Annotated in this window: 23 protein-coding genes and 1 rRNA gene; 16 read left to right on the plus strand and 8 right to left on the minus strand. The window is 36.2% G+C overall.

The features are described from left to right. Nucleotides 1–44 precede the first annotated feature (44 nt). Together F555_RS0105350 and F555_RS0105355 are read left to right on the plus strand one after the other, a co-directional pair. Nucleotides 45–3,021 (plus strand): 23S ribosomal RNA (locus F555_RS0105350). Nucleotides 3,022–3,186: 165 nt separating this feature from the next. Next, nucleotides 3,187–3,672 (plus strand): FlaD/FlaE family flagellar protein, encoded by a 486-nt coding sequence (locus tag F555_RS0105355; RefSeq protein WP_018154191.1) that lies wholly within the window; start codon nt 3,187–3,189, stop codon nt 3,670–3,672. 24 nt (nt 3,673–3,696) lie between these two features. Here the strand turns inward: F555_RS0105355 and acsB are convergent, their stop codons facing one another. From acsB to F555_RS0105390, 7 genes are all read right to left on the minus strand, one after another. After that, nucleotides 3,697–5,970, minus strand: a complete 2,274-nt coding sequence (gene acsB / locus F555_RS09305; RefSeq protein ID WP_018154192.1) for an acetyl-CoA decarbonylase/synthase complex subunit alpha/beta — start codon at nt 5,968–5,970, stop codon at nt 3,697–3,699. 162 nt (nt 5,971–6,132) lie between these two features. Next, nucleotides 6,133–6,588, minus strand: coding sequence for a 4Fe-4S dicluster domain-containing protein (locus tag F555_RS0105365; RefSeq protein WP_018154193.1), 456 nt, complete (start codon nt 6,586–6,588; stop codon nt 6,133–6,135). A 12-nt stretch (nt 6,589–6,600) separates the two neighbouring features. Further along, nucleotides 6,601–7,035: a carbon monoxide dehydrogenase beta subunit family protein gene (locus tag F555_RS0105370; protein WP_018154194.1), complete on the minus strand. Its 435-nt coding sequence runs from the start codon at nt 7,033–7,035 to the stop codon at nt 6,601–6,603. Nucleotides 7,036–7,068: 33 nt separating this feature from the next. Further along, a complete protein-coding gene (gene cdhA, locus F555_RS0105375) occupies nt 7,069–9,387 on the minus strand; it encodes a CO dehydrogenase/acetyl-CoA synthase complex subunit alpha (RefSeq protein WP_018154195.1) in 2,319 nt (772 codons plus the stop codon). A 151-nt stretch (nt 9,388–9,538) separates the two neighbouring features. Beyond that, nucleotides 9,539–10,366, minus strand: a complete 828-nt coding sequence (hisF, locus tag F555_RS0105380; protein ID WP_018154196.1) for an imidazole glycerol phosphate synthase subunit HisF — start codon at nt 10,364–10,366, stop codon at nt 9,539–9,541. Nucleotides 10,367–10,397: 31 nt separating this feature from the next. Further along, nucleotides 10,398–11,177 carry a MinD/ParA family ATP-binding protein gene (locus tag F555_RS0105385; protein WP_018154197.1) on the minus strand — a complete coding sequence of 260 codons (780 nt, stop codon included), beginning with the start codon at nt 11,175–11,177 and terminating at the stop codon, nt 10,398–10,400. A gap of 27 nt (nt 11,178–11,204) precedes the next feature. After that, on the minus strand, nt 11,205–13,025 hold the full coding sequence (locus F555_RS0105390; protein ID WP_018154198.1) for a hypothetical protein: 1,821 nt from the start codon (nt 13,023–13,025) through the stop codon (nt 11,205–11,207). A 147-nt stretch (nt 13,026–13,172) separates the two neighbouring features. On the opposite strand from F555_RS0105390, the gene F555_RS0105395 reads away from it, so the two are divergent. From F555_RS0105395 to F555_RS0105420, 6 genes are all read left to right on the plus strand, one after another. Continuing rightward, nucleotides 13,173–15,845, plus strand: coding sequence for a hypothetical protein (locus F555_RS0105395; RefSeq protein WP_018154199.1), 2,673 nt, complete (start codon nt 13,173–13,175; stop codon nt 15,843–15,845). A gap of 30 nt (nt 15,846–15,875) precedes the next feature. After that, the gene (locus tag F555_RS0105400) at nt 15,876–16,208 is read left to right on the plus strand and encodes a helix-turn-helix domain-containing protein (RefSeq protein ID WP_018154200.1); all 333 of its coding nucleotides are present in this window, start codon (nt 15,876–15,878) and stop codon (nt 16,206–16,208) included. A gap of 4 nt (nt 16,209–16,212) precedes the next feature. Continuing rightward, nucleotides 16,213–17,301, plus strand: coding sequence for a class I SAM-dependent methyltransferase (locus tag F555_RS0105405; protein ID WP_018154201.1), 1,089 nt, complete (start codon nt 16,213–16,215; stop codon nt 17,299–17,301). A gap of 75 nt (nt 17,302–17,376) precedes the next feature. After that, nucleotides 17,377–18,405, plus strand: coding sequence for a H(2)-dependent methylenetetrahydromethanopterin dehydrogenase-related protein (locus tag F555_RS0105410; protein WP_018154202.1), 1,029 nt, complete (start codon nt 17,377–17,379; stop codon nt 18,403–18,405). A gap of 11 nt (nt 18,406–18,416) precedes the next feature. Further along, nucleotides 18,417–18,932 (plus strand): GTPase domain-containing protein, encoded by a 516-nt coding sequence (locus tag F555_RS0105415; RefSeq protein ID WP_018154203.1) that lies wholly within the window; start codon nt 18,417–18,419, stop codon nt 18,930–18,932. A 31-nt stretch (nt 18,933–18,963) separates the two neighbouring features. Beyond that, the gene (locus F555_RS0105420) at nt 18,964–19,308 is read left to right on the plus strand and encodes a roadblock/LC7 domain-containing protein (protein WP_018154204.1); all 345 of its coding nucleotides are present in this window, start codon (nt 18,964–18,966) and stop codon (nt 19,306–19,308) included. Nucleotides 19,309–19,430: 122 nt separating this feature from the next. Here F555_RS0105420 and F555_RS0105425 read toward each other — a convergent pair whose 3' ends face one another. Then, nucleotides 19,431–20,396, minus strand: coding sequence for a PLP-dependent aminotransferase family protein (locus F555_RS0105425; RefSeq protein ID WP_018154205.1), 966 nt, complete (start codon nt 20,394–20,396; stop codon nt 19,431–19,433). 223 nt (nt 20,397–20,619) lie between these two features. Between F555_RS0105425 and F555_RS0105430 the strand changes: the two genes are divergently transcribed. From F555_RS0105430 to arfB, 8 genes are all read left to right on the plus strand, one after another. Continuing rightward, nucleotides 20,620–21,507, plus strand: coding sequence for a selenium metabolism-associated LysR family transcriptional regulator (locus F555_RS0105430; protein ID WP_018154206.1), 888 nt, complete (start codon nt 20,620–20,622; stop codon nt 21,505–21,507). 114 nt (nt 21,508–21,621) lie between these two features. Next, on the plus strand, nt 21,622–22,362 hold the full coding sequence (locus tag F555_RS0105435; protein WP_018154207.1) for a DNA polymerase sliding clamp: 741 nt from the start codon (nt 21,622–21,624) through the stop codon (nt 22,360–22,362). Nucleotides 22,363–22,447: 85 nt separating this feature from the next. Further along, nucleotides 22,448–23,035: a DNA replication complex GINS family protein gene (locus F555_RS0105440; protein ID WP_018154208.1), complete on the plus strand. Its 588-nt coding sequence runs from the start codon at nt 22,448–22,450 to the stop codon at nt 23,033–23,035. Further along, nucleotides 22,992–23,273 carry a 50S ribosomal protein L44e gene (locus F555_RS0105445; RefSeq protein ID WP_018154209.1) on the plus strand — a complete coding sequence of 94 codons (282 nt, stop codon included), beginning with the start codon at nt 22,992–22,994 and terminating at the stop codon, nt 23,271–23,273. Before F555_RS0105440 ends, F555_RS0105445 begins: the two co-directional genes overlap by 44 nt. Before the next feature lie 32 nt (nt 23,274–23,305). Further along, complete coding sequence (locus tag F555_RS0105450) at nt 23,306–23,491, plus strand: 30S ribosomal protein S27e (protein WP_018154210.1); 186 nt, start codon at nt 23,306–23,308, stop codon at nt 23,489–23,491. A 256-nt stretch (nt 23,492–23,747) separates the two neighbouring features. Further along, nucleotides 23,748–24,542 (plus strand): translation initiation factor IF-2 subunit alpha, encoded by a 795-nt coding sequence (locus tag F555_RS0105455; protein ID WP_018154211.1) that lies wholly within the window; start codon nt 23,748–23,750, stop codon nt 24,540–24,542. Between the two features lie 11 nt (nt 24,543–24,553). Beyond that, complete coding sequence (locus F555_RS0105460; RefSeq protein WP_018154212.1) at nt 24,554–24,706, plus strand: RNA-protein complex protein Nop10; 153 nt, start codon at nt 24,554–24,556, stop codon at nt 24,704–24,706. Nucleotides 24,707–24,748: 42 nt separating this feature from the next. Next, nucleotides 24,749–25,432, plus strand: coding sequence for a 2-amino-5-formylamino-6-ribosylaminopyrimidin-4(3H)-one 5'-monophosphate deformylase (gene arfB / locus F555_RS0105465; RefSeq protein ID WP_026182975.1), 684 nt, complete (start codon nt 24,749–24,751; stop codon nt 25,430–25,432). Nucleotides 25,433–25,441: the final 9 nt, after the last annotated feature.

Genomic DNA, 25,441 nt, shown 5'->3' on the forward strand with positions numbered 1-25,441 from the left:
TGAAGGTCGTGCATAAGCCCCTGTGTCTGGTGATATCCAGATATTCTGTTTATCCACTATCCTATCTGGGGGATGGCTTGGCTTGGAACGCCGATGAAGGGCGTGGTAAGCTGCGATAAGCCCATGCGAGGCGCATACAGCCTTTGAACATGGGATTCCCGAATGGGACTTCCTGCCCGTTAGGGCGACCCGTAAGGGTCGGGAACGCGGGGAATTGAAGCATCTTAGTACCCGCAGGAAAAGAAACCAACAGGGATTCCGTTAGTAGGGGCGACTGAACGCGGAACAGAGCAAACTGAATCCCGAAAGGGAGATGTGGTGTTGTAGGGCATTTCCTAAGGTCCAGGTTGGGAAGCCGAAGTTGACTGGAACGTCACACCATAGAGGGTGAAAGTCCCGTAGGTGTAACTAACCTGGGCTGGAGATGTCCCTGAGTACCGTGCGTTGGATATCGCGCGGGAATTTGGGAGGCATCAACTTCCAACTCTAAATACGTTCCAAGACCGATAGCGTACTAGTACCGTGAGGGAAAGCTGAAAAGCACCCTTAATCGGGTGTGAAAAGAGCCTGAAACCAGATAGGGACAGTATGGCACGGCCCCAAAGGCAACTATCCCGAAGGAAACCCTTGCAAAAGGGCGTTACGAGGGATAGAGCCAGGGTTGTGTCGTCCGTTTCGAAAAACGGGCCGGGGAGTGTATGGTTGTGGCGAGCTTAAGACCTTAACGGTCGGAGGCGTAGGGAAACCAACAAGTCCGCAGGCTTTTGCCGAGGGACGGGGTCTTAAGGGCCCGGAGTCACAGCCATACGACCCGAAACCGGGCGATCTAGGCCGGGGCAAGGTGAAGTCCCTCATCAGAGGGATGGAGGCCTGCAGAGGTGTTGCCGTTCGAAGCACTCTTCTGACCTCGGTCTAGGGGTGAAAGGCCAATCGAGCCCGGAGACAGCTGGTTCCCCCCGAAGTGACCCGCAGGTCAGCCGGAGGTTAGGTAGACGGCAGGGTAGAGCACTGATAGGGTGGTTAGGGGGCGAAAGCCCTCGCCATTCTGTCAAACTCCGAACCTGTCGTCGCCGCAGCCTCTGAGTTAGGGCATACGGGTAAGCTGTATGTCCGAGACGGGAATAGCCGAGACTCAGGTTAAGGTCCCTAAGTGCCGGTTAAGTGTGAACACGAAGGGCGTCCTTGGCCTAAGACAGCAGGGAGGTTGGCTTAGAAGCAGCCACCCTTTAAAGAGTGCGTAACAGCTCACCTGTCGAGGTCAAGGGCCCCGAAAATGGACGGGGCTAAACCGGCCACCGAGACCTGAGGGCACCGAAAGGTGATCCTGTAGGGGGGCGTTCTGCGAGGGCAGAAGCTCGGTCGTGAGGTCGAGTGGACCTCGTAGAAATGAAGATCCCGGTAGTAGTAACAGCATAAGTGGGGTGAGAATCCCCACCGCCGAAGGGGCAAGGGTTCCACAGCAATGGTTGTCAGCTGTGGGTAAGCCGGTCCTAACTCTCGAGGTAACTCCTTTGAGAGGAAAGGGAAGCGGGTTAATATTCCCGCGCCGTCTAGATACACGCGGCAACGCTAGGTCAGTTCCTGACGCTTCAGGGTAGGCCAACTGCCTTTGTCTGGGCAGTCAAGCGTATAAGTCCGGGGAGAGTTGTAATAACGAGAACCGGATGAAAGCGTGATGAGCTCTCCGTTAGGAGAGTTTGGTCGAGCTCTGGAGCCCGTGAAAAGGGAACTGGCAGGGATTCTAGACGTCCGTACCCAGATCCGACACTGGTGCCCCTAGGTGAGTATCCTAAGGCGTAGCGGATGAATTCGGTCGAGGGAAGTCGGCAAATTGGCCCCGTAACTTCGGGAGAAGGGGTGCCAGCGGCCTTACTTAAATGTGGGGTCGCTGGTCGCAGTGACCAGGGAGGTCCGACTGTTTAATACAAACATAGGTCTTAGCTAGCCTGAAAAGGTGTGTACTAAGGCCGACGCCTGCCCAGTGCTGGTACGTGAACCCCGGTTCCAACCGGGTGAAGCGCCAGTAAACGGCGGGGGTAACTATAACCCTCTTAAGGTAGCGAAATTCCTTGTCGGGTAAGTTCCGACCTGCATGAATGGCGTAACGAGACCTCCACTGTCCCCGACCGGAATCCGGTGAACCTACCATTCCGGTGCAAAGGCCGGAGACTTCCAGTGGGAAGCGAAGACCCCGTGGAGCTTTACTGCAGCCTGCCGTTGAGGCATGGTTGTGGGTGTACAGTGTAGGTGGGAGCCATCGAAACCTCCTCGCCAGGGGAGGTGGAGGCGACCATGGGACACCACCCTCCCATGACCATGTCCCTAACCCCTGTAGGGGGACACCGGTAGGTGGGCAGTTTGACTGGGGCGGTACCCTCCTAAAAATGCATCAGGAGGGCCCAAAGGTTGGCTCAAGCGGGTCAGGACTCCGCTGTTGAGTGTAAGGGCAAAAGCCAGCCTGACTTGGTTGCTAACAAAAGGCAACCAAGAGGCGAAAGCCGGGCCTAACGAACCCCTGTGCCTCACTGATGGGGGCCAGGGATGACAGAAAAGCTACCCCGGGGATAACAGAGTTGTCGCGGGCAAGAGCCCATATCGACCCCGCGGCTTGCTACCTCGATGTCGGTTTTTCCCATCCTGGGTCTGCAGCAGGACCCAAGGGTGGGGCTGTTCGCCCATTAAAGGGGATCATGAGCTGGGTTTAGACCGTCGTGAGACAGGTTGGTTGCTATCTGCTGGAAGTGTCGGCTGCCTGAGGGAAAGGTGGTTCTAGTACGAGAGGAACGAACTGCCGGCGCCTCTAGTCGATCGGTTGTCCGACAGGGCATTGCCGAGCAGCCACGCGCCAAGGGATAAGGGCTGAAAGCATCTAAGCCCGAAACCCGTCCTGAAAATAGGCAGCCAGTCTCTTCGGAGACGAGAGCTCCTGTAGAAGACAGGTTCGATAGGCCAGGAGTGTACGCACCAAGGGTAACCGAGGTGTTTAGCTCGCTGGTACTAATCGCTCGAGGGATACAAACAGAATATCTGGACACTTAAAGACACAAGGGGCTTATGCACGATCCCTGAGGGAAAAATTCTTTTTTTATAATCGACTAAATTTGTAAATTTAAATATGCTATTTTATAGAAAAATATAAATAAAATAGTACCCCTAATTAATTTAGAACTTATTAGTAGGGGTACTATGCTGTCCATGGATTCACTGGAAAAACTTAAGGAATGTATATCCAAACTAGAAAATTCTGAGATAATTAAAAATAAAAAACAGAATGATGATGGTTATTTATTGTCTAAATTGGATAATTCAGTTGAAACTACGGTTATTCTTTTGAAATGGATACAGCATATTGTTGCGAATTATGGAAAGGAACAGGCAAAAAAACTATTCCCATACTATTGCGATATAAAATGGATATCTGAAGATGTATTACGTGTTATTTTAAAGTTTTTAGATGAAGTTGATATAAAAGAGAATTCAGAATTAAAAAGTATTGAAAAAGTTTCAGAAATGGTTACTATTCATTTGTTATCATTATATTACATATCATTTTTAAGGGGAGAAGGTATAGACCTTGATGTATTGTGTGAATCCGACCTTGAGATTAAACGATTAAGAAAATTTGCCGAAGACATGATTAAAAAAATAGAGAGCTCAGAGAATAAAAAATAAATAAATGGTAAAAAATTAATTAAATTATTTTTTTGATTTTCCATCTTCTTTTGTTATTATTATCTTTTCAGCTTTAATAACTGCATTTTTAAGTATTATCTTGAAGTTAGACGGTAGTCCTCCAAATCCTGCAGGTAATTCCATGGTAGGAACTACAAAGTCAGAACCTGCTGAACTTTCAAAGTCGCCTTCAAATCCTGCTTCTTCAACAGCTTCCTCCATTTCAGGTTCAGCCATTTCAGTCCAACTTTCAACGATTGGGTGGGCTTTGCTTCTTAAGAATTCCTGTAATTCGTTTGTATCTGATACGTTCTCTTCTGTTGCTATTTTATCAAGCAATTCTTCAGGGATTGATTCTTTAACCCTTTCTTTTAATTCACTAGGCATCCATACAACTCTTTTCCATCCTCCATCGGCCTGGAAGAATTTAGATGACCTCATGTATTCAATACACATTCCACAGAAACCTTCAACCTGTTTTCCACCACTACACTGTCCTGCAAGTGCTGAGAATGGAACGCCCATCGGGGTTTCTCCTTTAAAGTCCCTATGGACAATACCAAATCCATCAACTTCTGGGATATAGAAGGTAATGGCTTCAAAGCAACCACATGAGGTTGAAGGTTTTTCCATTATACTATGTAATGCTATTTCTTCGATTGAACCCTGTGATTTCTCTTTAACTACCTCATTTATAGTACTATAGATGCCTTTAGTTTCATCTATTAATTCTCCTTTAGGTATCTCAAATATTGGACCTTCAGGATCTATTTTTGCTGCAGCTCTGGCATCAAAGTAGTTTATACCACCACATAATGCAGGTTTGTTAGGGGTTATAACACAGATGTGGGTAGGAGCAAAACTTTGACACATGATGCATCCGTAAAATACATCAACATCTTCTTCATTTAAATCCCTGGCTCTTGCATCTCTTCTGTCGTAGATTTGTTTTGCGTTTTCCAATTCTTTTTTAACTTCCTCCTCATCTGTGATCAATATGACATCTATATTCTTTATGAATGGAAATTCTGCCTTATATAAACTTTGAACAATTTTTCCTATGTGTTGGAGACTTAAACCTTTTTTAGCAGCGTTTTTGTTTACTCTGATCCAGACGCTATCTCTTTGGTTTAAGTGCATGACACCTTCTATGTAGTTGAAAAACTCGTGGATTCTTCTTTCCAATACTCCTTCTAAATCTTCTTCCAGATTATCTCCACTAACTCTGATGATTACTGCAAAAGGTGATCTACTACCTTCTTCCATGTCTTTAATGTCTTTTCCAATTATTTTAACCTCATCAGAAGCTTCATCTACTACCGTTACAAGTTCAAAACCAAATGACTTAGGTCCTGCAAGTTCAACATGCATGTCTGGACCTCTTACTCTTTCTCCTTCATTCATAGGCCCTACTGATACAGGAATTTCTGTTTCGTCCATTTCTGTCACCGTCCTTACCTCAATATTTTTCATTTTTAAAGCATTTTCTACAATATTATCAATGTCTGAACTTTCCAGAGCTCCTTTTATTTCAGGAACTGGGTTGTTTGTTATAACAGGAACCCCCGCCTTTATACATCCAGCACCTGCTGATAAGGTTATATCATCAATTTCCCCCAATGCTATAACAATTGCGGGAACTTTATTTTTTATGTAGTCGATTATATCTTCTGTTTTTCCAGGTTCAATACCTCCATATATTAAAGGCACCCTTATGGCAAGGTTTGCAGCATGAGCTGCGGAGGTTATACCTTCTCCAACTGGAACTAATAGCTTATCCAGTCCGTACTCTATACCTGCTTCATCCAATTCTTTAACAATGTCCCCAATAAATAAGGTCAAAATATTTCTCTTTTTTATGTCATCAATTAATTTCTTTAATTTTTCACTATCCCCTACTTTCCCAATAACTACAAAAATGGCTGGAATCTTTCCTTCTACAAGTGGGACCCCTAAATCCCTTATAATTTTATCAGGGATAAATCCAACATAAGGTTCCTTATAGGGTTCTTCTTCTGTAGCATACTTTAGAGTTTCTAAAGCCTCTGCACACATTAAGGTTAAAACCCCTGCATCAAGGGCATTTTCTAAGGTAGCTTCTTCTTTAACTTCGAGAGAATTTATAAATTCTTTCAATTCGTCAAGGTTCTTGATCTCTTTTCCAAGTAGCCCGCGTATTGTAGGTAAATTATAGTTTGTATCTTTGTAACCCACTGGTTTGTTTTCTACATCTTTCAGGCTTTCTTTTGTTAAACTTAACACCTTTTTGGCCCCTTCAATTATATTTTCAACGACCATTTTTCTCACCAAGCCAATTGACTATTATAAAGTATATTCATCATTATTAATCATTATAATTGTTAAACATTTTTAAAAAAAGATATTTATGCCTTTTTATTATATACTCTAAAAATAATATTATGATGTAATAAAATAAGAAAATTCATATGATTATTGAGATTATATTTCTTCTCTCCATTCATCACTTATTATTTTCATTAACTTATTTCTTCTTTCTTCTTTTACCATATCTAAACATTCATTGCAGATAAATCTAAGTGCGTTATCCTTACATGCTTCAACACAAGCTGGGGTGATTCTATCAGTATCCATACATAGAGTACATTTATGTGCAATTCCATCTTCAATGAATATCGCCCCAATTGGACAGGCTATCTCACACATCCCACAGCCAATGCATTTATCCTCGTTTACTATGGTAATATTTTCTTTTAAGTATATTGCGTTTACGGGGCATATTTCCATACATGGAGCATTTTCACACTGCATGCAAAACACTGGAACAGTACCTGCTTTTTTAATTCTGCTAGTGCCATGAACTTCTTTACATTTATTAATGCAGTCATCACATTTTGAGCACTTTGATGGGTCAAGTACTATTATCTTTGGATTCATTTTTTCACCAAATTAGGGATTATTGCAAAGTATTACAAGTCTTTTAACGGCTTCTATATATTCTACAGTTTCCATATTTGGAAATGAATATTTTGCATTTGGGTGATAATATCTGTCAATTGTTATAGTTACAATATCTGAGAAATGTTTTAAATGTGTTAGAGCCTGGGCGAGGTAGTAGTATGTAATTCCAGAGAATAGGGCTAAATCATAATCTTCCTTTGAAATCATCTTCATGGCATCGAGTAAATTCATATCTTTTGGAACATGGATTTTTTTTATATTGAGATTTTCTAAATGTTCTATCCCTTCCCCTTTATCTCCAACTATTAATATTGGATTTTTACTTCTTTTTATCATTTGAGCGACTATTTTTGTACTTATCAATTCAGCATGATTTAAATTAGTTCCTGCAGTTGGCTGATAAGGCGTAGTTTTTCCAAGCATTTTTTCACCCAAAAATATGTTTTAGTATTTAGTTTAATAGATTAACGTCGGCTCTTTTGGTATCTTTTCTCTTGGTTTCCATCCTTTTTCTTTTAAATACTTCATAACTTTATCCTTTATCATAAATGGAATATCTGCTTCTGTTCTGACGAATTTTTCCAGGTCTGGTGGCATGCAACCAAAGTACTTTTCATAGACATCTACGTAGTGATATATCTTCATTCCCCTACCTTTAGGACCGTCATTAGGTCTCATACATAGTTTAGGTATTAATACCATAGTTTCTTTCATGCTCTCAGCAGAAGTTATTAAATGTTCTGGAGTAGGATCTGTTTTCATTATTTCTTTTGTTCTCTTATCCATTACTTCGAAGTCTTCTCCGTCACTTAGGTACATTCTTCTGTACTTGGTTGAATGTGGTCCTACTATTACTGGAATACCCCATCTATTAACGCCGGTGGCAATTGCAGCAGCTTTCTGGGACATTGCCCCCCATGCAACACCAACCGCTCCAACTCTGTTTAATATATAATCTGCAACTTCTTCGTAGTTTCCTCTTAAAGGTACTTTGGCGAATACACTGGCTATTTTTATGGCAGCTCCTGTTATGTGGCAGTTACTTAAACAGCTTCCACAATTTACAAGACCTCCTGCTGTGAACTCACCAGGATATTTTTCATAAAGTGTTTTTCCATCTTCATCCTTCCACATTCCAATTGCCATTGCGGCACATCCTGTGGTGACAACTATGTACTTTCTTTCAAGGAACTCCTTGGCTATAAGAGCTACCTCCTCTTCCCCATTTGGATGGTTGCTACAACCTACCAATGCTACAACCCCTGGAATATCTCCGAATACAATAGGAGCTCCTACTCTTCTTATTTCAATATCTTGTACTGGACCTCTTCCAGCTCTAATTTTGAAGTTCAGATCTTTGAAGAAATAGTCTCCAACTTTTGTGGTCATAGTTACGATTGGTAGGTTTCTTTCACACTCTGATTCACATCTTCCGCAACTGTAGCATTTTTCATATAGTTCAATGAATTTGTCAAAATTCCCTTCCTTGGCATCTATCATGGCTTCTTTTATTTCAAATGAGTTCGGACATACTCTGTTACACCATTCGCACTCTGTACATTCATTTGCAAGTTTTCTAACTTCTTCCAATTCAGGAAGATATTTTTTATCTTTTCTTTCTTCTGAAACAATCTTTGCAAGTTCAACTGCTATTTTACCGACTTTGCTCTCATCCAGTATTAAACCAGCTCTATTTCTTAATATGGTGCTTATAATTTCATCGTCACTTAAGTGGGAAAGATCTTCCAATCCCAAACACATTTTTTCATTTGTTGCTATCAAAATGGATCCAGTTTTTTTGGCTTCTTCCAATATATCTGTTCTTATACACTGTTCGTCCACCACAATTACATCTGCGATTCCACTTCTGACGAACATCAACTGCCTTGATAAAGGTCCAATAACTTTGGCCCTGTCATTATATCTACTTACATCTATGGCAGTACAGCATATACCACAGACTTCTATATCATCTTCTAAGTTTTTCTTTTCTATGTAATCCATAATCTCTGCGCCAGGAACGACGTTATGACCTATGCACAGAATTACTGGTTTATTCTTATCGACTGTTTTAAGTCCTAAATCGATTAATGGTGCATTTTCATCCCCACAAGGCATTTTAAGACCTACTATTTGAGCAATGTCCCCAACTTCCCTTGCTAAATCGTCGATCATACCTGCATGCATGGCCTTACTTTCAAAGTCTAAACTGCTACCTTCCTGGCCGGTGTGAGCTGCTGAAAGTAAGTGTGTGATTTGTTCCTCACAGTAGTCTAAAACCTTTTCTAAATCTCCAAGTGTTTTTGGCTTAATGCCCATTATCGTCCTTGTTATTGGTGCTTCTACATCTATATTGTTCCCCATATCTATAGGGTAATCCTTCCCTAATTTTTCAATCAACGTGTGTATTAGATGCCTACTGTGTCCAGCATGACATGCCGTACCTATACAGCACGCTATCAATACTATCCTAGCTTGCTGAGATGAAATATTCAACCCACAGGCTCCTTTTTTACCCCTGCTTAAATCACACTTTCCAAAGGTACATAGACAGCACATATCACAGATTGGCATGTAAAAAGGAGGATACCTCTTTAACAGTTTGAAATCCCACTTCCTAAGGGTCGGTATTTTTGGCTTTGGGGTAGGTCCCATAGGTTCAAAATCCTCCTCTGCCACTGGAGCTTCCGAAAATTTTATATTTCCTTTTATTTTCAAGTTTTTTGATTTAATATTTGATGATAATATATGATTTATATCACATTCTATATTCATTATCCCACCATTCGACAATTGTCAAATTTATCATTATTAATCATGATAGTTCTGAAAAAAATACTGTATAATTAGTATATATATACTTTTTTATGAAATTATTGAAGTGGAGTATTAATAAAAAATACTGATAAAAAGGAGTTTTAATTGTTTAAATTCTGACGGGAATATTCCTTTCTCTTAAATAATTTTTTATATCTTCAACGGTGTATTCCCGGTAGTGTAAAATACTGGCCATCAAAGCTGCATCCGCTTTTCCATATTTAAATGTGTCATAGACATGTTCTGCACAGCCGCAACCGCCACTTGCAATAACTGGGAGTTTGGTATTTTCTGATACGGCTTTTGTTAAATGGTTATCGTAACCATCTTTGGTACCATCTGCATCCATACTTGTTAATAATATTTCTCCAGCCCCTAACTCCTCAGCCTCCTTGGCCCATTCAATCACGTCAATCCCTGTTCCTTCTCTACCTCCGTAGATGTAAACTTCAAACCAACAGTATTTGTTATCATCGACTTTAATAACGTATTTATCTTCCAACTTCTTAGAGCTCAGTTCATCTTCAGTTACATAGTTTCTTTTTGCATCAATGGCCACAACCACACACTGAGCTCCGAATATATCTGCAGCTTCTTTTATGAGATTTGGGTTTTTAACTGCAGCAGTGTTTATTGATATTTTGTCAGCACCGGCTCTTAGTATTCTTCTAAAATCTTCAACTGATTTTATGCCTCCACCAACGGTTAGTGGGATAAAAACCTGTTCCGCAGTTCTCTCAACCAAATCAATTAGTATGTCTCTTTTTTCATAGGATGCAGTGATATCTAGGAATACTAATTCATCGGCCCCTTGTTCGTTGTATATCTTGGACAGTTCTACCGGATCCCCAGCATCTTTCAACTGTAAGAAGTTAGTACCTTTAACTACTCTACCTTCTTTAATGTCGAGACATGGGATAATTCTCTTAGTAAGCATTTATTTCACCAAATGGAATTTTATACATATGTTATTCTTCTTCATCTACCTTTTTTAGACCTATTTCTTTTAATTCTTTTGCTAATTTTAGAGCTCTCAATGCGGCTAAGTCTTTCTGTATATATACTTCTGCCAGATCTTCTGCTAAGTAACTTAATTCCCTACTAAACTTTGATTTCTTCTCAATAATTGGGACAGCTTCTACCCATTGAAGTTCAACTTTTTCATCGTATGGTAATACTGCCATAACATCTTCCAATACTTCTTCAAAATTTGTAATATCTCGGTATTTATTTACAATAACACCAACAACGTCTATATCAAGTGCATAGAGTAACTCTATGGTTTTAAGAGTATTTGCAATTCCAGGAATACTGTCCTCTGCTACAACTATCATCTTACTTACAACTTTTTCTTCCAAGTTTAAAGACGAGAATAATAAGTTACCTTCTGTGATATTGGGTGGTAAATCTAGTATTACTATATCGTAGTTTTCGTTTAGCGTCTCTATTAATTCTAAAAGCCTCTTCTGATCGATATCTGTATTAAATGCATTGGGTGTTGAATCGCTTACTATGACTGCCAAATCCCTATAATGGTTAATACTGTCGTTTAACCCACTATTTCCAGATAAATAAGAATTTAGTGTGTGTTGGGCATTTTCAAGACCAAATAATATCGCTCCAGAACCTGCGTATATATCGCAATCTACATAAATTGTTTTTGCCTTATCACTGAGGTAATATGCGATATTTCCTGCAATAGTGGTTTTTCCAGTACCGCCCTGTAGGTTATAGAATCCCAATCTCATAAGTATCACTACTCAAAATGTGTTTTATTAATTTAAAACTAATTCCCTAGGGGGATTTGCAATAACAATTTTGTTTATTTCTTTATTATAGTTCTCCAAAGAACTATTTGGACATGTTGACACTTTTCCAAGATTAATCATGTCTTTTTTATAGATAGTTACTTTTACACCATCCTTTGATTTTAAATAGACGCTATTATTCAATATTTTAATACTGTTTTTCTTGTATTTTTTTATCCAATTGGCATAATCATTGAATGAGCATATCCATGTGTAGTTGTCCTTCAGACCATAAATTTTATTGATATCGTATTCAATGACATCTGCAACATAAACTCCATACTCTTCATCCTTTGGAGGTAGGTAGTATTCTTTAATGAAATGTACGCCATTTATTTCATTGTTGTTTATTCCGGGAATGTTTATAACCATAACACCGTTTTCTTCGGTTATACTACTGTAATAAGGGACTACGATATAATCTAGATCTTCAATGTTTAATTTCCATTGAATATTTTCGCTGTCCCTTTTAAAGACTGCATCAAGTAAATCTTCATCATTTGTAAATAAAATTATTCCATTAACTCCCTGACTTATGGCATAGCCATAATTTTTAACAAACCAGTAGTTAAAGTATCTATATTTGTCATTTAAATCTGATTCATTCCTTAATGGGACTCTTTTTCCTTGAAAACTCCAGTAGTCCCCTGAGATTTTCTCGTCATCCTTCCAGTAGTCCTCCCCATCGTAATGGTAGTAGTTGTTTTCAGATTTTGGGCCTTTTTCCCAGTACCCTACTTCTTCAGTACCTTTATATGAGATGGTTTCTGGATAGTATCCTCCGATTGGGTCATTTTTGAAAGTTTCAGGGGCTTTATCAACATAAATTAGTGGGTAATAACTCATAGCCAGAATATCAAAATCTTTTGTTAGTTCATTTAGATTTGAGGGTTCATAGTGCAGGTGGGAGTAATATCCTAAATAACGCTTCTTGAACCAGTAATCGTTTAATAAGGTTTTGATTTCATCATTTGTAGGTCTATTTTCTTTTATTATATTGATATTTTCAGAACCTGTTGTTATGTATGTTGTATTGATGTTTAATAATTTCGAGATTATTTTAATTTTATTTATCTTTTTATTGATAATTTCTTCATCACGTACATCTACCGTTATTTTTCTTCCAGCGACTGAAATCGCACTATCTCCTTGAGGATCGGGAATTGCATTTTGTACAGCAACCCCGCTGATAACAACCTGTTTGTAAAATGGTGGAACTTTGTTTATGTATGCAAAAGTGCCTCCATTTTCTGCAACGTACTGGCCTACGAAATCCAGAATTTTTTTATTCTCAAGACTTGCTGGATAGGGTACAAACAGTTTTTTGTTTTTAATTTCGTAAATACTATTCTTTTCATCAAGTAATAAATTTTTTACTTCAAACACATCCTTATTTTCATTAACTTCCTTGGGTGGGTTAAAGATTAATGCTCCCCCATTTTCGCTTCTATACACATATTTTTTTGGATATACTACAAAAAATCCATTTGTACTGATGAAGGTATAGTTTCCATAGTCCGGAATAACCCCTATGGGTTCTTTATCCTGGGTAATATTTAGGTGACGAAGAATTTCCTTGCTTCGATCGTTTAATTTAAAATTATCATCTATGTAGAATATCACAATATTTGGCTTGTTTAGGTAATAATCTACCTCCTTTGAATTATCCATATTTGAAAGTGGAACAAATTCAACAGGTATCGTAGATGCCCACTTATATGGAACACCATTAACTACTCCAACCAATGTAAAAAGTATAATAACTGAGCTTACTATTTTCAACCCCATAAAATCACCTTAGCATGATTACATACACATCTGTGGCTAATTGGTATATCTCATTTTCGATGAATCGCTAATATGAACCTACATAAACATATACACAAAAATTATTTTAAATAAAATTTAGAAAGTTTTAGACATAGAGGGAAGATTATGGAAAAAATGGAGTATTATTTATTAGTAATAATATTTATTATAACTGGTATTGGTTGCCAAGATGTCCTGGCTAAGGATAATGTTGAAATTTATAAAATTTGGGCTTTCAATGAAAATCCTACCAGCGGTGCCCTCTATATTGATCCCAGTTCTCCGTCTATCTATATTGGACTTGTAAATCATGATTCTTACCAGCATAATGTTAAAATTAAGGCAGAGTACGAAGATGAGACTTGGGAGTCTCCAATAATACCGCTTTCTCCCAATTCACATAAGGAAAATATAGTTGAAATAAAATTGAAATTTAAAGAAGTGGGCCCCCATAATGTGGATATTTCACTCATAGAGGATGGGGAGACCATAAATTCTAAAACAATTACTGTAAATGTGGTTAACCCCATAGACGTGAAAAGTATAACTTGTGAGGATTCCTACATAGATAACAATAATCCAAATGTTGAAGTATGTAATTCACAATGGTTTAGGGTCACTTTAGAGAGCAATCCATATTCTCAAACAGACTATGAGGTCAAGACATGGATTGCAGTAGTATCTAAAAATTACAATAAAGATGCCAGTGAAAATGAAAATGACGATGGAGTTCTTTATTACGGTGAAAATGACAGTAAAACCATATACCTGCCATTACATGGAGAAGCTGAAGTTTCATTTAAGATTCCCCCTATAGTTTATGACGATGATAGTGTAAAAATTCAAGTCCACACCCTGGTAATGGGTCTTCATGATTATACCGATGGTGAGGAAAAAACTGAAAGAAAAATAGATAACGATGGGAAGATATACTACGATTACAAGAAAAGTGATAAGGAGTTTCTTTTTCCAGTATCTTTAATGGATTACACGGTTGTCAATGAAATAAATGAAAATAATTCTTACATAGTAAGAGAATTCTACGATAGTTCAGGAATTGAAGATGATGAGATTGAAAAAGTCCTTAAAAGTAGGGCAATATCACAATATAAAAATAAAAAGCTTTTACCAAGAGTTTATTTAACAAATGACTCTTATTTGGTAGTTCTTAAATTAAAACTGAAAAATAGATTTGATCAGGATGTTAATGCAAATATTTTAATTAAGGACCCAACAGGAAGTCAGCGTCTTATAAAAGTAAAATTAGATAGATTTGAGGTTAAAGAGATTTACACTCCAAGTTATATTGGATATTCCGGTCCTAAAGATATTGGATTTGTAGTTTATACTGATGACAAAATATTTACCTATAACAAAACTGAAAGTATAGATGTAACTCCTGAAGAAATCCCTCCAGTCATTATATCCGAAATAAAGTATCCAAATGATGATTCCATAACATTATTGACTAACAATTCCGGTAATGTTCTAGTTGGAAAGAACTATACTATGGAAGTAACTCTAAAAAATAATTATAATAAAACACTTTCTGGATATATCCTAGTTGAAGATGACTTCAAGGAAGAGGTTGCAGAATATCCTACTGAGATATACTTTGAAGTAAGGGCACATGGAAAGGAAACGTACTCAATACCTATGAAGTTTAATAGGGAAGTTAATGGAGACATAAAAATAACTGTGAAAACCGATTATGCATTAGCCGATAGTATAAGAACCGTTCATTTCAATGCGTATAGTATATTAAATATTAAGAAAGTATATTATAATAATACACTAAAGCCTAAAATAGCCACTGTTAATAAAGATTCCCATTTATTTGTTGATTATCCTGTTGCAGGTTTTAACAATACCTGCGTAGTTGTGTTGGAAAATCCTTTAAATAAGAAAGTTAGATATAAAACCTGGATAGAGGTGGTAGATCATAATGGAAGTTTAAGGGCAAAGAGCTCGGAGAAAATAGTGGAAGTACCACCAAGGAGTATTAATGATGGAATAACTACAGTTGATTTTAAAATTGAATTTAAAGAAGGATTTGAAGGATACACTGTGTTTTTTGCTGTTCCAATTGTTGATGAGTTTAAAGATATCGAGATAATATACACTGAAGGTACCGGAACGATTTCAAAGGAAATCAGTGACTACTATAAGATTGGGAGATACTCTGCAATTGATCTACTAAGTAAAGTGCCAACAAGTATCAATAAAGTCACTAAAGTCATAGCACCACTCAATATAGATAATCTATCCTACGATGAGAATCAAATTCATGCACATATATCTTCAGAACTGGCCAGTAACTATCCTGTTAACATATCCTATGAGTACTGGGTAGAGATGGAAAAAAATGGTTCTACGGTTTATAGAAGTAAATACTACAGGGGAACATTACACTCTTTAGAGACTAACTTAGTTAATATCCCAGTGAATGACTTAGATAATGGTAATTATACTGCCAATCTTTATACAAAAATACCAGATTTCGTATATGATAATGGAAAATATCACCCAATGATTTTAAAGAAAAGCATAAATTTGACCCTCGAAAAGAAGGAAAGCCACATGGAAACAGAAAACAACAAAAATACTGAGTTTAACGCAGAGGAACAAAATCCAGATATTAATAAATTAGCTGAGAACAGTACTGAAAATAGTCAGTCAAGTAAACAACCGGAAGAGAGCAGGGAACAGGGTTTTTTAGGGAACGTATTTTCTTCAGTGGTTAACAGTATTAAGGGCCTAATATCTATGATAACCAATACTGCATTGAATAATAATTAAATGTATAACAAGTTCATTGGGGAGGGTACCATGAATACAGATGACATGATTTTTATTAACCCCACCATAATAAGATCTTTAAATAAAAGTAAATTGCGAAAGAAGATAATGTATTTCCTTTACCGGATTTACCCTAACGGGATATATCTCTCAGAACTTTCAAGAAGGGTAAATTCGGACCCCAGCAATGTTTTAGGATGTTTAAAAGGAATGGGAAATCGTTACAATGGAAATTCTTCATTAGTTGAGCTGGGTTTAGTAGAATGCGTAAGTAAAGAGGGAATGAAAATATACATAATGACGGAGTATGGCAAGAACGTCATTGAATACTTGAAAGATTACGATTCTATTAACAAGTGGTGAAAGCATGGACAATAGCGCATACAATCATGAAGTCAGGGTAGGGGAATTGGATAACAATAGAACAAACTCGCTAAGTGAGGGTATGACAGATAAAATTTATGAGAACATTGCTGGTTACAAAACTAAAAGTATGAAAAATAATCTTAAAGCTATGGATACTACCATAGAGTATTTAAATGATTACTTGTTATGCACCTTCTTCAAACAGGGATTAAACTTTGGGATTTTTGAGACCATTAAATATAATCCTAAATTGGATAATGTAACCGATTTTTTAAGTTACCCAAATAAAGATTTTCTCATAGATTATATAAAAACTGCAGTAAAGCTCGGGATTATTAAATGTGAAGATAAGGTTCTAGAGTTAAATAGCGAGTTTCAAATAACTCTTAAGCATCCTTTGTATGACTACTTTATGGAAGATTATATATTAAGGTATGATTTCATGGCAAATTTGGCTAGATATGCTCTTATAAGCTATGATCACCCTGATATATTACTCAATTTTAAAAAGGATGCTGATATTTGGGACATGATATCAAATACTTCATACTCAAATGCATGTAGGGAGATAATAGCTGAGTACCTCGATATAGATATTAACGATAGTATTTTAGATGTTGGATGTGGTTCAAGATCTCCGGAATTTTATGCTTCTAGATTGGGGCCAAATGGGAAATACACCGGAGTTGACTTCTCAAAAAAACTGCTTAAAATCGCAGAAAATAGGGTTAAAAGACAGGGTATGGACTGGGCAACATTGAAACCAATAGATTTCCGTGATGCAATAATTAAAAACAAGTACGATTATGTAATTTGTACATATACACTAAAATACGCTCCCTCTATAAAGACATTTTTAAAGAAAATGATGGATGCTACAAGAACTGGGGGAAAAGTAGTTATTGCAGAGGAGTTTTTTAAAGATACAACTAACGTTAGTGTTGATTTATTTGAATTCTACAACAGGTTGAATAAATTTTTCGGAGGATATGTATCTAAAGAAGACATAATCAATACCTTGGATCATATGGGATATGATTTTGAATACAAAACATTGAGCAATGGAATTTTTGTAATAGAAAAGCTATAAGTTAATATATATCATAGCCGCATATATTATAATTAAATATTTACATGCTATTTTTTTAAATTTATGGGTGATTCAATGAATGTTGTAGTATATGGGGCAGGGAATCAAAACCTCTATGTTAATGAATTGAAATTACCTGAAAAATATGGGGGAGCTCCACCATATGGCGGAAGTAGAATGGCAATGGAGTTTGCAGAGGCAGGACATAATACTATTTTGGCAGAACCCAATAGAGATATGCTGACAGAGGATATGTGGAAGGCTGTTGAGGATGCAGGGGTTAAAGTAGTTTCAGATGATATTGAAGCTGCGAAGAATTCAGAAGTTGCAATATTTTTTACACCATTTGGAAAGAAAACAGTTGAGATAGCAAAGAATATTCTTCCTCATTTGCCTGAAAATGCAATAATTGCGAATACTTGTACTGCATCTCCTGTAGTACTATATGCCATGTTGGAAGTGGAATTAAGAACAAAGAGAAAAGATGTAGGGATATCATCAATGCATCCTGCTGCAGTTCCTGGAACTCCTCAGCATGAGCACTATGTTATAGGTGGAGCTTCTACAGATGGTACCAACTATGCCACAGAGGAACAGATAAAAAAGTGCATTGACTTGGTAGAAAGTGTTGGTAAAAAAGCCTATGTTGTGCCAGCAGATGTTTCATCAACTGTTTCAGATATGGGATCTCTTTTAACCGCTGTTGCTTTAGCAGGAATTTTAGACTACTACTCGGTAGGTAAAAAGATTATAAAAGCTCCTGAAAAAATGATTGAACAACAGATACTAATGACGCTTCAAACTATGGCTTCTCTTGTAGAAACCTCCGGGGTTACTGGACTTTTAAAGGCATTAAATCCAGAGTTATTGGCAAAATCAGCTTCATCAATGCGTCTATTAGATCAGCAAAAAGAGTTGGATGCCGCACTCGATATCCTTAAGAATTTAGACGATGAATTGAAAAAATCATCAGAAGAAACGGAAATAAAACCAACGACTCTTGTAGCTGCACAATCTTTAGTAAAGGAAATCGAAACTTTAATAGGAGGAGCTGCGGCTAAGGGTGCTATCAAGAGAAGTATGAGAAAACTCTTCAGTGATTAAAACGGGGTATTATGATAAAAGACAGGGAAAAAGAGGAAATAAAGATTGTAGTTATGGGTTCCCAAGATGTTGGAAAAACTACATTAATGGAAAATTTACTGGACAATGTAAGTAAGGTTGAACATAATGGGACCACAGTAGCCATAGATTATGGTAAGACAATATTGAATGGGAAAAAGGTCCATTTTTTTGGAACTCCAGGACAGGAAAAATTTGAATTCATGAGGGAAATCGCATTAACTGGTGCAGATTTTGTTATAGTGGTTTTGGATGGAAGTGTTGGATTAAGAAATGTTGATAAGAAGATTATAGATGTGCTAAATACTAAAAAAATACCGTACATAGTATTTATAAATAAAATGGACCTTTGTGAAGATTGCGAAAAAATAAAACAATTAAAAGATTATATAAGGGAGCTCAATGAAGAAAATGGTCAGAACTGCAAGGATATTTTTGAAGGTTCGATACTAAATGGAAACGGTACTTCTGAGCTCATGGACTTCTTGAAAAACAAATTGTTTAAATAAGATTGGTGAAAAATTTGTTATGGTGGAATGTATGATAGATAGAATGCTTGTAGATTTGAATAAAACCGAAGGTATAAAAGGTTCAATGGTTGTAGGTAAAGATGGTTTAGTTATAGCATCTCAGGTTCCTTCAAGTATTGATACTGAATTAATAGGTGCTATGGCTTCAGCTGCATTTGGTTCAGCTGAAAGGACTGCTACAGAGATAGGTCAGGGGAAATTAGAACAGATGATGATTGAGGGCGAATTTGGGAAAACATTGATGACCGATGCAGGTGAAGGAATTTTGGTAGTTTTAACTGATTCAAAGGTAAATCTTGGTTTGATTAGAATAGCTATGAAAAGAGCAACTGAAAAAATTAAGAGTGCATTATAATAATATTTCATATTATTTTTTTAAATTTATGGTATTTTATCGGGTTGCCACTTTAATGTAATATTTAAATATCTTTTATACCGTGGTATCTTATCACTGTTCCCACGTCACTGAATATATTACTATTTTTTTAAGAAATCTAAAATTTTCAATATTTCTTCATCGTCTAGGTTTTGAACATCCATTTTCTTTATCTCAACAACGACACCTTTTCTAAGAATTCTTTCGTATTTTGGACATTTTGTTAGTAGGGATTTTCCATTGTCCAATTTTACATTTTTTTCAAAATTTTTTAAAACTTCATTCGGGTTTTCATATTCTAAGAATACCGAAACTCCTTCTTTTCCCTCAAAATAAGCATTTTCCATTTCTTCTTTTATTATATCCGATAGATAAACACATTTTTTATATGTTTTTCTGGCCCTAAGCGTTTCTTCCTTCATCGAACCAAATATATTGAATGTTTTGTAGGTTTTTAAAAAGCTTTTTAGTTCTTCCAATTTTCCGAGCTCTTTTAAGTGATCCTTTATTTTTTTATCTATTCCAATAAAACCTCCATATTCACAGTTTATTATTTTTGGAGCTCCTGTTGAACAGACTATAATATCCCCATATCCACAATCTCCACCAACTTTTCCAGAGGCATCTTCAACAAAAAGAATTTCATTTTCTTCACATACCTTTTTAATTTCCTTCAGCGGTTGTGGGGTCAAATACCCTGCAAGAGAGGTTAGGAACAACCCTTTGGCTTGATATTTTTTAATACATTCGTCTAAAGTAGATGGATCAATTATCCCAAGTTCTGTCTTAATCTTTATTGGGTTTAGATTGAACATCTTTGAATATGTTATAAAACCCTTCCAACCTCCCATATCGGGAACTAAAACGTTAGACTCTCCATATATGTCCTTTATAATCTTTGAAGACACACAAATGGCTGCATTTCCAGAAGGAAGTATATTTATATTTGATATGCCTATGTCTTTTTTGTTTCTTAATAGATCATTTATTATGTTTTTCAATTCCTGTTCGTCGCCTTTAACTCTTAACTGAGCTTCAATACATGGTTTTCTATGAGGAATTATCATCAAATCACCAAAATATGGTTATACGTACACAGCATGTTAAAGTGCCATTATTATGCAAATGAATTCATTTCAAACACGTTAATTAATTCTTATCCGTTTTGGAATAAATTCAATAATAATATGCAGTTATTAGAATGATTTATATATTAGTTTTTCTAATAATATGAGTGAATGTTTCAAATGGCTTTATAATTATTTGCTAATATTATTATTTGGTGATACTGTGGATCCTAAAATAAGTTATTTTCAAACATTTGTCATCGCTGCAAAAACAAAAAGCTTTTCAAAAGCTGCAAAAAAACTAGGGGTGACTCAAGGGACTGTAAGTAATCATATATCTGTATTGGAAAAGTTTTTTGATGCTCAGCTATTTTTAAGGACTCCTGAAGGTGTAGATTTAACCCTGGAAGGCGAAACACTATACAAAAATGCTGAAAAGATACTTGATTATTTGAACAGTGCTAAACAACAAATGAGAATACTTCACGAACATCCTGAAGGTGTGATACGAATTGCAGCAAGTACTACACCAGGAGAACATCTTTTACCGAGTATTATTAGAGAGTACAATAAGGAATTCAAAGATGTTGAATTTGAAATTCAAATTACGGATTCAGAAAAATGTTTCAAATTACTTGAAGATAAAATGGTCGATATAATTGCAGTGGGTAATATTTACGATGATAACTATGATAGTGCAGTCATAGGCAAGGATAGGCTTGTATTGATAGTGCCTCCAAATCATCATCTTGCTGAAAAAGAAGTGGCAAAACTCTCAGATGTATTAAAAGAGGATTATATCGACAGAGAGAAAGGTTCTGGTACAAGAGAGATATTGATGAAGGCGCTGACTGATAGAGGGTATTCAATGATGGATCTGCATGTTGTAATGAGTTTAGGGAGTAACTCTTCGATTATAACTGCGGTTTCGGAAGGATACGGCGTTAGCATACTTTCCGAAATACCTGCAAAGAAAGCTGCTGAAGCAGGACTTGTAAAGATTATACCTATTGTGGATCTGGATTTAACAAGATATTTATACCTAGTTAAAGGAAAAAGACCTGGAAATCCAAGTGCTGTTAAATCATTTTGGGATTTTGTTACTAGGTAAATTTATTAAATTTTCATTTATTAAATTTTCATATGTACAAATATTATATACTGCTGAGCTCATATCATAGGATAGCGGTATAAATTGATATTAAATTCATCCTGGTGAAAACCAATGTTTAGAGCAGTATGCAATGCAAAGGATTTTAAAAAGATCGTTGATGCTATGAGTAACCTTGTTGATGAGATATGTTTTGAGGTTGATGAAAACGGAATTAAGGCAAGTGCAATGGATCCTTCTCATGTTGCTTTAGTTAGTGTAAATTTACCTAAAGAAGCATTTGATGAATATGTTGCAGATATTCATGATATCGGTATAGATTTAGAGGCACTTAAAAAGTTCATGAGTAGGGGGAAGAGTAACGAAAAAATGATTTTAGAGTTAGATGAGGAGAAAAACAAGTTAAATATTACTTTTAAAAACGAAGCTACTAGAAAATTCTCAATAGCGTTGTATGATGTTTCATCAACTAATTTGAAAGTTCCAGAGATCGAGTACCCTAACGAAATCTTAATTAAGGCGGGAGGGTTTGTAGAGGCACTGAAAGATGCTGAGCTCGTTAATGATCACGTAACTTTAAAAGTAGATAATGACGTATTTACAGTTTATTCAAAAGGAGACTTAAATCAAAGTGAAACAGTTTTTGAAAACGGAAGTGAGACTATTTTAGATCTTAAAATAGATTCTCCTTCAAGAAGTACTTTCAATCTGGCTTATTTAAAAGATATAACAAAATCAACATCTGCCGATGATGTTTTAAAAATATATCTTGGTTCAGATATGCCAGTTAAAATAGAGTATGAAATTGCAAATGCAAATCTTCTGTTTCTCTTGGCTCCAAGAATAGAATCCTAATTTTCGAAGAAAGTCGTGAAATTCGTGAAATCCTTTAGGATTTTACCTAATTCTTTTTTGCCAATAATATATGTTAAGTGAAACTATGTACAAAAAGATAGTTGATATATTTTTTAATGAAATAAAAAATGATGGATTGTTAAAGTTATCTAAAGATTTCTATGATAATGTCCGTGAGTATATAAATCAAATACAGGATGAAACCGAACTTAAAAGAGTTAAGTACTATTTAAGGGAGCTGAGAAAATTAAGACTTTACAAGGCATTTTACCAGAAGGACAGGGAAAATCTTCTTGAAGAAGAACTAAATATTCTAAAACTGGTGGAAAATATTGATCGTGTTTTTGATGTAGGAAATGCGGGAATAACTGGAGATCCATCTTATAACGTCCAAAATGACGAAATTCAAACTGATCATAGTTATGAGCTTGAGAATACAGCATCTTGCCAAAAACCAAAACCTATAAATACTCAAAGTGATATTGATATTGTAAGAGTTATTACTAAGTTCCCTGGCTTTACAGATGGGAAATTTAACTACGTTTTAAATAAGAACGATATTATTTCTTTAAACAAGAAAATTTCAAAGATTTTAGAGAAACACAGGGTAGTTAAAAAGGTGAATGTTCATGAAAATGAAAAAGAAAATAAAAAGGTACTGTCCTTACTGTAAAAAACATACACTCCATAATGTGGAAAGAGCAAAGAAGAGAAAAGCTAGTGAGTTAACATGGGGTCAGAGACAGTTCAGAAGAGTTACTGCAGGTTACGGAGGTTATCCAAGGCCGTTACCAAGTGGAGCTAAACCTGTTAAGAAGTTAGACTTAAGATACAAGTGTACAGAGTGCGGAAAAATGCACACAAGAAGAAACGGCGGGTTTAGAGTAAGAATGTTTGAATTAGTAGAATAAATTTTTAAAATTTCATCCATGAGGTGAATCATATGGAACTAATACCAAAACCAAAAAGTAGATTTTTAAAAGTTCAATGTACTGACTGTAATAGCGAACAGGTAGTTTTTGGATGCCCTTCAACTGTAGTAAAGTGTACAACCTGTGGAAAAACACTGGCTGAACCAAAAGCTTCAAAAGGATCAATAAAAGCGAAAATTTTAGAAGTTTTAGAATAAATCTTTTTTGTAATTCCTGTCAATCTTAGATTCGGCGGGCCAGACGAGACCCTTGGTCCCGTCTGAGTTATTTTGATTTACTGTTTTTACATCTCTATATCCTGTTCTTTTTTGGGTTTGGTTGTATGTTTTACATCTAAAACTCTAAATAGTTATATACTATACGACCTAATTATTATGGTATGCAATTTAATTTTATGCGGCTATATGTGAGTAGTAAATAATATAAAAAAATAATAAAACAAATGGTGAAATCATGAGGAAGGAGTATCCTGAAGAAGGAGATATTGTTATTGGAAATGTTATTGAGGTTAAATCGTTTGGTGCTTTTGTGGAGCTCTTAGAATATCCTGGAAAGGAGGGAATGGTTCATATTTCTGAAGTTTCATCAGGTTGGATTAAGAATATCAGAGACCATATAAAGAAAGGACAGAGAGTTGTTGCCAAAGTAACGAGGGTTAATCCACAAAAGGGCCAGATAGATTTATCATTGAAAAGAGTCACTGACCAGCAAAGAAGGGTAAAAGTCCAAGATTGGAAAAGGTTCCAAAGGGCAGAAAAATTACTAGGATTCGTAGCTGAAAAAATTGGAAAAACTTTAGATGATGCTAGGAGAGAAGTGGCATATCCATTGGAAGAAGAATTTGGAGAGCTCTATGATGGATTAGAAGGATTGATCATTGAAGGAAAAGAACTTTTAGAAGAATTAAACATCCCTGAAGAATGGAGGGATGTATTGTACGAAGTTGCAAAAGAAAACATAGAATTGACTAACGTCAAGGTTGATGGGATTCTTACATTAACCACTACCGAGCCAAACGGTATAAAGGTAATTAAAAACACTCTAAAAAAGGCATTAAAAGAAAATCCTTATGAAGATGTTAAAGTTAGCATCTCGTACATCGGAGCTCCAAAGTATAGGGTTGAAGTTATAGCTCCAGACTACAAAAGCGGTGAAGACGTTTTAAAAAGAGTAGCAGAAAGTGCTATAGAAGACATTAAGAAATACGAAGGCGGAGAAGGTAATTTTGTTAGACAGGACAGCGAGTAAAGGGAGATACTGTGCGTATGAGAAAATGTTCAAAATGTGGAAAATACACATTAAAGGAGCTCTGTTGCGGTGAAAATACCGTTACAGTTAAACCTCCCAGATTTTCTCCTGAGGATAGATATGGACGTTACAGGAGAATTCTAAAGAGATCGTTGAAAAAATAAGATAAAATATATATAGACTAATAAATTATCTGTTACGATATTATGGTTAGATTGAGATACGATTCTGGAAATATTTTAAATGAAAAAGTCCATGAAATTGGGATAATTGCCCTTGGATCATTTTTAGAAAATCATGGATCAGCACTACCTATAGATACCGATGCAAAGATTGCATCATATATTTGTTTAAATGTTTCAATTTTAACTGGAGCTAAATTTTTAGGAGTAGTTCTCCCTTCAACAGAATACGACTATGTTAAACATGGGATTCACAACACAAAGGAAGATGTTGTAGAATATATTAAATTTTTGATTGAACAGGGGAAGAAGTTGGGGATAAAAAAGATACTAATTGTTAACTGCCATGGTGGAAATACAATTATTTCGGATTTATTGGAGAACTTAAAAAAAGAATTGGATGTTGACATACAAATGAAGAACGTATGCCTTACCCATGCGGCAACAGATGAGGTTTCTTTAGGTTATGCTGTTGGAATTGTAGATGAGAATAGGATGAAAGATCATGATTTTAAAAAATATCCTGAAATAGGAATGGTAGGCTTAAAAGAAGCTAGATTGAAAAATAAAGCAATCAATAAAGAAGCAGAAATTGTCGAAAAAGAAGGAGTTAAACTTGATAAAGAACATGGAAAGAAGTTGCTCAATACGCTAATTTATGACTGTATAGAAATAATCAAAAACTTAACCAATGATTTTAAAAATTAAATATTAGGC

The sequence above is a fragment of the Methanothermococcus thermolithotrophicus DSM 2095 genome, assembly GCF_000376965.1.
In the GTDB taxonomy this organism is placed as follows: Archaea; AGJL01; Methanococci; order Methanococcales; family Methanococcaceae; genus Methanothermococcus; species Methanothermococcus thermolithotrophicus.

Bases quoted from the DNA above. Each gene is read 5' to 3' on its own strand.
- F555_RS0105355 (WP_018154191.1), top strand. From the start codon at position 3,187: ATGCTGTCCATGGATTCACTGGAAAAACTTAAGGAATGTATATCCAAA.
- acsB (WP_018154192.1), bottom strand. From the start codon at position 5,970: ATGGTCGTTGAAAATATAATTGAAGGGGCCAAAAAGGTGTTAAGTTTA.
- F555_RS0105365 (WP_018154193.1), bottom strand. From the start codon at position 6,588: ATGAATCCAAAGATAATAGTACTTGACCCATCAAAGTGCTCAAAATGT.
- F555_RS0105370 (WP_018154194.1), bottom strand. From the start codon at position 7,035: ATGCTTGGAAAAACTACGCCTTATCAGCCAACTGCAGGAACTAATTTA.
- cdhA (WP_018154195.1), bottom strand. From the start codon at position 9,387: ATGAATATAGAATGTGATATAAATCATATATTATCATCAAATATTAAA.
- hisF (WP_018154196.1), bottom strand. From the start codon at position 10,366: ATGCTTACTAAGAGAATTATCCCATGTCTCGACATTAAAGAAGGTAGA.
- F555_RS0105385 (WP_018154197.1), bottom strand. From the start codon at position 11,177: ATGAGATTGGGATTCTATAACCTACAGGGCGGTACTGGAAAAACCACT.
- F555_RS0105390 (WP_018154198.1), bottom strand. From the start codon at position 13,025: ATGGGGTTGAAAATAGTAAGCTCAGTTATTATACTTTTTACATTGGTT.
- F555_RS0105395 (WP_018154199.1), top strand. From the start codon at position 13,173: ATGGAAAAAATGGAGTATTATTTATTAGTAATAATATTTATTATAACT.
- F555_RS0105400 (WP_018154200.1), top strand. From the start codon at position 15,876: ATGAATACAGATGACATGATTTTTATTAACCCCACCATAATAAGATCT.
- F555_RS0105405 (WP_018154201.1), top strand. From the start codon at position 16,213: ATGGACAATAGCGCATACAATCATGAAGTCAGGGTAGGGGAATTGGAT.
- F555_RS0105410 (WP_018154202.1), top strand. From the start codon at position 17,377: ATGAATGTTGTAGTATATGGGGCAGGGAATCAAAACCTCTATGTTAAT.
- F555_RS0105415 (WP_018154203.1), top strand. From the start codon at position 18,417: ATGATAAAAGACAGGGAAAAAGAGGAAATAAAGATTGTAGTTATGGGT.
- F555_RS0105420 (WP_018154204.1), top strand. From the start codon at position 18,964: ATGATAGATAGAATGCTTGTAGATTTGAATAAAACCGAAGGTATAAAA.
- F555_RS0105425 (WP_018154205.1), bottom strand. From the start codon at position 20,396: ATGATAATTCCTCATAGAAAACCATGTATTGAAGCTCAGTTAAGAGTT.
- F555_RS0105435 (WP_018154207.1), top strand. From the start codon at position 21,622: ATGTTTAGAGCAGTATGCAATGCAAAGGATTTTAAAAAGATCGTTGAT.
- F555_RS0105440 (WP_018154208.1), top strand. From the start codon at position 22,448: ATGTACAAAAAGATAGTTGATATATTTTTTAATGAAATAAAAAATGAT.
- F555_RS0105445 (WP_018154209.1), top strand. From the start codon at position 22,992: ATGAAAATGAAAAAGAAAATAAAAAGGTACTGTCCTTACTGTAAAAAA.
- F555_RS0105450 (WP_018154210.1), top strand. From the start codon at position 23,306: ATGGAACTAATACCAAAACCAAAAAGTAGATTTTTAAAAGTTCAATGT.
- F555_RS0105455 (WP_018154211.1), top strand. From the start codon at position 23,748: ATGAGGAAGGAGTATCCTGAAGAAGGAGATATTGTTATTGGAAATGTT.
- arfB (WP_026182975.1), top strand. From the start codon at position 24,749: ATGGTTAGATTGAGATACGATTCTGGAAATATTTTAAATGAAAAAGTC.